At 67.5% G+C, this 6606-nt stretch carries 4 protein-coding genes; 1 reads left to right on the top strand and 3 read right to left on the bottom strand.

The window, feature by feature from the left end; translation table 11 throughout:
- Positions 1 to 66 precede the first annotated feature (66 nt).
- Entirely contained in the window at positions 67 to 1056 is a 990-nt protein-coding gene (locus HMPREF1138_RS05910; RefSeq protein WP_009057671.1) for a malate dehydrogenase, read from the bottom strand.
- A 200-nt stretch (positions 1057 to 1256) separates the two neighbouring features.
- On the opposite strand from HMPREF1138_RS05910, the gene HMPREF1138_RS05915 reads away from it, so the two are divergent.
- Positions 1257 to 2288 carry a cation diffusion facilitator family transporter gene (locus tag HMPREF1138_RS05915; protein WP_009057653.1) on the top strand — a complete coding sequence of 344 codons (1032 nt, stop codon included), beginning with the start codon at positions 1257 to 1259 and terminating at the stop codon, positions 2286 to 2288.
- Positions 2289 to 2374: 86 nt separating this feature from the next.
- Here HMPREF1138_RS05915 and pgi read toward each other — a convergent pair whose 3' ends face one another.
- Positions 2375 to 4054: a glucose-6-phosphate isomerase gene (gene pgi, locus HMPREF1138_RS05920; protein ID WP_009057659.1), complete on the bottom strand. Its 1680-nt coding sequence runs from the start codon at positions 4052 to 4054 to the stop codon at positions 2375 to 2377.
- 149 nt (positions 4055 to 4203) lie between these two features.
- Positions 4204 to 6459, bottom strand: a complete 2256-nt coding sequence (locus HMPREF1138_RS05925) for a 6-phosphofructokinase (RefSeq protein WP_009057673.1) — start codon at positions 6457 to 6459, stop codon at positions 4204 to 4206.
- Positions 6460 to 6606: the final 147 nt, after the last annotated feature.

Here is a 6606-nt window from a genome sequence, read left to right on the forward strand (position 1 = left end):
GGGTGCGCGCCCGGCCAAACAGCCGGGCGCGCACCCTTCCCACCAACCGCCGCGAGGGCGGTAGCCTCACTTGATGAAGCCGAGCGCCTTGACGGCGTCGTACTCTTCCTGGAGGGCCTTGATGTTGTGGTCGATTCCGGCGCGGGTCGCGTCGGAGATCTCGAGGCCGTCGACGACCTGCCACTCGCCACCATCGGAGGTGACGGGGAAGCCGAAGTTCAGGCCGGCGGGGACGCCGTAGTGCGTGCCGTCGGACATAACACCGGCGGTGACCCACTCGCCCTCGGGGGTGCCGTGGATCCAGGAGTACATGTGGTCGATCGCGGCGTTCGCAGCGGAAGCGGCCGAGGAGGCGCCGCGCGCCTCGATGATGGCCGCGCCACGCTTGGCGACGGTGGGACGGTAGTAGCTGGACAGCCACTCTTCGTCCACCAGCTCGGTCGCAGGCTTGCCGGCAACCTTCGCGAAGGAGACGTCCGGGTACTGGTCGGCCGAGTGGTTACCCCACACGACGACGTCCTTGATGTCGGCGTTCGCGGCGCCGGTCTTGTGGGCGAGCTGCGCGATCGCACGGTTGTGGTCGAGGCGCATCATCGCAGTGAAGCGCGAGGCCGGGACATCCGGCGCAGCGTTCTGGGCGATGGTGGCGTTGGTGTTCGCGGGGTTGCCCACGACGAGAACGCGCACGTCGTCGGCGGCGCCGTCATTGATGGCCTTGCCCTGGGGGCCGAAGATGCCCGCGTTGGCCTCGAGCAGGTCGGCGCGCTCCATGCCCTTGCGGCGCGGCATGGCACCCACCAGGTACGCGACGTTGGTGCCCTGGAATGCACGGTTGACGTCGTCGAAAATCTCAACGCCGGCCAGGGTCGGGAACGCGCAGTCGTCGAGCTCCATCGCGGTGCCCTCGGCGGCCTTGACGGCCTGCGGGATCTCGAGCAGGTTCAGCTTGACGGGCACGTCCGGGCCGAACAGCTGGCCGGAAGCAATGCGGAACAGGAGGGCGTAGCCGATATTGCCGGCTGCGCCAGTGACGGTGACGATACGAGGTTCTGCCATGAGTGGCGCTCCTTTACAGTCCTGTGGGCTTGTGCCCTTGCAGTCGCGGGGTTCCCCGCGCTCTGTCTCCTAGGATACGTCGTCCGTCACACTCAGACCCGGGCACCCAGTCCCAACAGGGCACCCCACCCGCGTGATCTACAACATACGAGGCTGGTGCGGGGTCTGTCTTTCAGCGCACAGGGTCGTAGAGTGGGGGCATGTCGCGCACTATCCCTTCGCCCCCGCCCGACGGCACCGGGTCAGAGAAGCCCGCCCCCGCCTCGTCCCACGTCGACGAGGCCGTGGCCCACTCCCACAATCACGCGCACTCTCCGGGCACCGGGCACGGCGCGCACTCGCACGATCACTCCCATTCGTCGGCGTCTGCGGCGCGCCTGGGGTGGGCGCTCGCGGTCACGGGTGCCGTCGTTGTCGCCGAGCTGGTCGGTGCTTTCTGGTCGGGCTCCCTGTCGCTGGCGGCGGACGCGGGGCACATGGTCGTGGACGCCTCCGGCCTCGTTATCGCGCTGATCGCCACGCACCTCATGCGCCGCCCGCGCGACGAGAAGCACACGTGGGGGTGGGCGCGCTCCGAGGTCTTGGCTGCCGCCCTGCAGGCCGGTATGCTCCTCGTCATCTGCGTCATGGTCACGTGGGAAGGCGCGTGGCGCCTGGCATCCCCGCCCGAGGTCGAGGCCGGCCCCATGCTCCTCGTCGGCGTCATCGGCCTGGTCGCGAACGTTGTGTCGTTGGCGATCCTCGCGGGCGGGCGCGAGGCGAACCTCAACATGAAAGCTGCGTTCCTGGAGGTCGCGAACGACGCGCTCGGGTCCCTCGCGGTCATCGTCGCGGCCGGCGCCGAGTGGGCCTTCGGCTGGGCGCGCGCCGACGCGGTCGCCTCACTCCTGATCGCCGTCCTCATGGCACCGCGAGCGCTCACGCTCCTGCGCCGCTCCGTTGCGATCCTCATGGAGCAGGCACCCGCCAGCGTGGACGTGGCCAAGCTGCGCGCGCACATGCTGGGCGTCGACGGCGTGCTGGGCGTGCACGACCTGCACGTGGCCGCCGTGTCCTCGCACCTCGTGACCGTCACCGCGCACGTGACCGTCACGCACGAGGCCGACGGGCCTTCGCGCGACCGCATCATCCACGAGCTGGGCGAATGCGCGTGCCACCACTTCCCCATCGCGCACTCCACGTTCCAGCTCGAATGCCCCGAACACGCGAGCCACGAGCACATGGAGCACTAAGCGACGCCTCGTCCCCACATACAGCGAGGCGGCGGGAGCGTCACGCTCCCACCGCCTCCCCCACGTGCGGCTACAAGAGCCAGAGACTACTTCGTGCGATTCGCGCGGTAGTACTCGATGAGAGCGCGGGTGGACTGATCCTGCGCATCCAGGGCCTCGGACGAGCCCTCGATCGCGGGAAGAATCTGCTTAGCCAGCACCTTGCCCAGCTCGACGCCCCACTGATCGAAGGAATCGATGCCCCACACGGCACCCTCGACGAAGGTGATGTGCTCGTACAGGGCGATCAGCTGGCCCAGGACCGAAGGAGTCAAGGCCGGGGCCATGATCGACGTCGTGGGACGGTTGCCGGTGAACACGCGGGCGGAGACGATGGCCTCGGGCGTGCCCTCGGCGCGCACCTCCTCGCTGGTCTTACCGAAGGCCAGGGCCTTGGTCTGGGCGAAGAAGTTCGACAGGAACAGCTCGTGCATGTCGGCGTCGCCATCGCCCAGCGCCCACGTCGGGTTCGCAAACGCGATGAAGTCGGCGGGAACCATGCGGGTGCCCTGGTGAATCAGCTGGTAGAAGGCGTGCTGGCCGTTGGTGCCGGGCTCACCCCAGAAGACCTCGCCGGTCTCGTAGGTAACGGGGCTGCCGTCGCGGCGCACGGACTTGCCGTTGGACTCCATGGTCAGCTGCTGCAGGTACGCCGGGAAGCGGTGCAGGTACTGGGAGTAGGGCAGAACCGCGTGCGTGTCGGCGCCCAGGAAGTTCGAGTACCACACGTTGAGCAGACCCATCAGCAGGGGCACGTTCTTCTCGGAAGCGGCCTCAACAAAGTGACGGTCCATCGCGTTAAAGCCGGAGAGGAAGTCCGCGAAGCCCTCCGGGCCAATCGCGACGGCCAGGGAGGTGCCCACCGCGGAGTCCACCGAGTAGCGGCCGCCCACCCAGCTCCAGAAGCCGAAGGCGTTGTCCGGGTCGATGCCGAACTCGGCGACCTTGTCCAGGGCGGTGGACACGGCGACGAAGTGCTTGGCGATCGCTTCCTTCTCGGAGGCCTCGTCGGTGACGATGCCGCGCTCACGCAGGGCGTCCAGCAGCCAGGCGCGCACGACCTTCGCATTCGTGATGGTCTCCAGCGTCGTGAAGGTCTTGGAGGCGACGATCACGAGGGTCGTCTCGGGGTCCAGATCCTTCGTGGTCTCGCCCGCGTCGGTGGGGTCGATGTTGGAGATGAAGCGGCACTCCAGGCCCTCCTGCACGTAAGGCTTGAGGGCCTCATACGCCATGACGGGGCCCAGGTCAGAGCCGCCGATGCCGACGTTGACGACCGTCTTGACGGGCTTGCCGGTGATACCCACCCACTCGCCAGAGCGGACGCGGCGGGCGAAGGCGTAGACCTTCTCCAGCACCTCGTGGACGTCGGCGATCGCGTCCTGGCCGTCGACCGTCAGCGAGTCGGTCGCGGGGCGGCGCAGCGCGGTATGCAGGACGGCGCGATCCTCGGTGACGTTGATATGCTCGCCGGCGAACATGCGATCGCGCAGGTCAACCACGCCCGTCTGCTCGGCCAGGGCAAGGAGGTGACCCACCAGCGTGGGGCACACGAGGTTCTTCGACAGGTCAACGTGCAGGTCGCCTGCCTGGAAGGTGAACTTCTTGGTGCGCTCGGGATCGTCCGCAAACATCGCGCGAAGATCGGGCTCAAAGGTGTCGGCCAGCTGGTCGAGCTTGTCCCACGCGGGGGTCATCGTCGGGTCGATCACGGGGATATCACTCATGGGTGCTCCTGACAGTAGAGGTAGGTACCCATCCAGTTTAGCTGCGAATGCGCGCTCGGTCACCCTCGTTGACCCTGGTCATGGACGAGGCCGTGGCCCGCGAGCGCTCACGGAACCACGGCCTCGTCATCGGCGCAGTCGGTCTGGCCTTACTCGACGGGATCGTCGATGGGAATAGGGGACGCCTCGATGCCCGGGTTCTGCAGGGAAACGATGCGCTGGACGGGGACGAGGTCGAGCCACCACTGGGCGAAGGGGCGGCGATTCTCGATGTCCAGATCGTCAAACATCCGCTTGACAGGACGCGCCTCGACGGCGTTACCGACCTGGCCGATGTAGTAGGCGCCGCGGTCGCCACGCTCGAACTGGCCGACGAGCTGCTCGAAGGCTCGTGCCACGAGGCGCGTGGCGAGCAGGCGGTCATACGGCGAGGGCGCGCCGCCCTGCTGCATGTGGCCGAGTGCCTGATGCCGCACGTCGTAGATGCCCTCGGACTCGGCGTTGAACACGTCGGCCAGGAAATCCCGGTCGTAATACTGCGACGCCGACTCGTTGACGAGCGTCAAGAAGAGGCGGCGGCCCGACTTGAAGGAGCAAACCATGCGCTCTGCGTCCGCGGCGATCTGCTGGAGGGAGGGGGACTCCTCGTTGATGTACATGTACTCGGCGCCGCTGGACAGGGCGCTCATGAACGTCAGGTAGCCGCATCGGCGCCCCATCGTCTCCGCGATGAAGCAACGCTTGGAGGCGGCCGCGCTCTCCTTGATGCGGTCGATCGCCCACGTCGCGTTGTTGATCGCCGTGTCCGTGCCAATCGCGAGCTCGCAGCCGGGCAGGTTGTTATCGATGGAAGCGGGGATGAGCAGCATCGGGATGCGGAACGCCGGGTAGCGGTCCGTCTCCGCCTGGATCGCGTGCACACCCAGGTAGGCGTTCATGCCGCCGATGACGAGAAGCGCGTCGATCTCGTTACGCTCGATCGCGCGCCCCAGCGCGTAGAACTGCTCGACCGGCGGCACGTCGCGCTTGGTCCCCAGCTCGGCGCCACCCTTGAAGGCCCAGCCTTCAACGTCCGACCAGCTCAGCTCGCGCACCCGATCATCGGCCAGGCCACTCCACGAGCCCTCGACGCCCAGCATCGTCCAGCCGCGCGCGATGCCCAGTCGCACGGCGACGCGGGCCGCCGTGTTCATGCCGGGGGCCAGGCCGCCCGCGTGCAGGATCGCGACGCGCTTGATGTCGCCCGTGGGCTCGGGAATCAGCTGCGGGGGCGTGGACAGCAGGTGATAGATGCTCACCATCGAGGAGAAGGACGAGCCGCGCGCCGCCTGAGCAGTCACGTAGTCGCCGGCCGCAATATAGTCCTTGACCGCGCGCGTATCGTGGACGGCCTTCATGAGGGGGACACGAGTGATGCGGTTGCGACGAACGCCCAGGATCACAGGTTCGTCCTCGCCCGTGGACGCCAGGATCTCCTGGACCGCCGCGTAGCCCAGCAGAGTCGACATCCAGCGGTCGTAGGCCGAGGGAGTGCCGCCGCGCTGCACGTGGCCGAGGATGGTGACGCGCGCGTCCTCGCCCGTGCGCTCCTGGATCGTATCCGCGATCAGCTGGGTCGACAGCTCGTTGCCATCACGGTCATGAGCACCCTCCGCGACCAGGACAATCGACTCGCGGCGCCCAGCCTCGCGACCCAGGCGCAGGTGCTCGGCCAGATCGTCCTGCCAGCCCTGCCCCACCGGATCTTCGGGGGTGAAGACGTAGTCGGCGCCGCCCGCGACGGCCGCCATGAGGGGCAGGTAGCCGCAGTGGCGTCCCATGACCTCGACGACGAATGTCCGCTGGTGCGAGGCAGCGGTGCTGGTCAGCTGGTCGATCGCGTCCAGGATGCGGTGCAGGGCGGTGTCCGCGCCGATCGTCATGTCGGTGCCGACCATGTCGTTGTCGATCGAACCGACCAGGCCGACGATGATGAGGGCAGGATGAGCGTCCGCGAACTCCTGCGTGATGGCGCCCTCAGCAACCAATTCGGCCAGGTGCTGGGACCATTCGCCGCGGAACTCATTCGTGCCCGACAGGGAGCCATCGCCGCCGATCACGACCAGGTGATCGATGCCGTGCTCCAGCAGGTTCGCGGCAGCGCGATGACGGCCCTCGTAGGTGCGGAATTCGGCGCTGCGAGCGGTGCCGATGACGGTGCCACCCTCGGCGAGAATCGAAGACACGTCCGACCAGTCCATCTTCTTGATGGAATCGCCCCCGTCGCACGCCCCCTGCCAGCCTTCCAGGATCGCATAGGGCTGCGCACCCTTCGCCAACGCCGTGCGCACCACTGCGCGGACGGCCGCGTTCATGCCCTGGGCGTCGCCGCCCGAGGTCAGGACACCGATACGGACTGTGCTCATGATTCTGCCATCTTTCATTGACGGAGCGGGCCGCGAGGCCCAGTGTGCCTAGCGTGTCCTATTCTACGTGACCTGCGCCTCCGCCACTAGGGCCAAACTCCCATTTACCGAGAAAACGACAAGTGCGCGCCCGCCGGAATCGGCGGG

The organism is Actinomyces sp. ICM58, assembly GCF_000283035.1.
Classification (GTDB): domain Bacteria; phylum Actinomycetota; class Actinomycetes; order Actinomycetales; family Actinomycetaceae; genus Pauljensenia.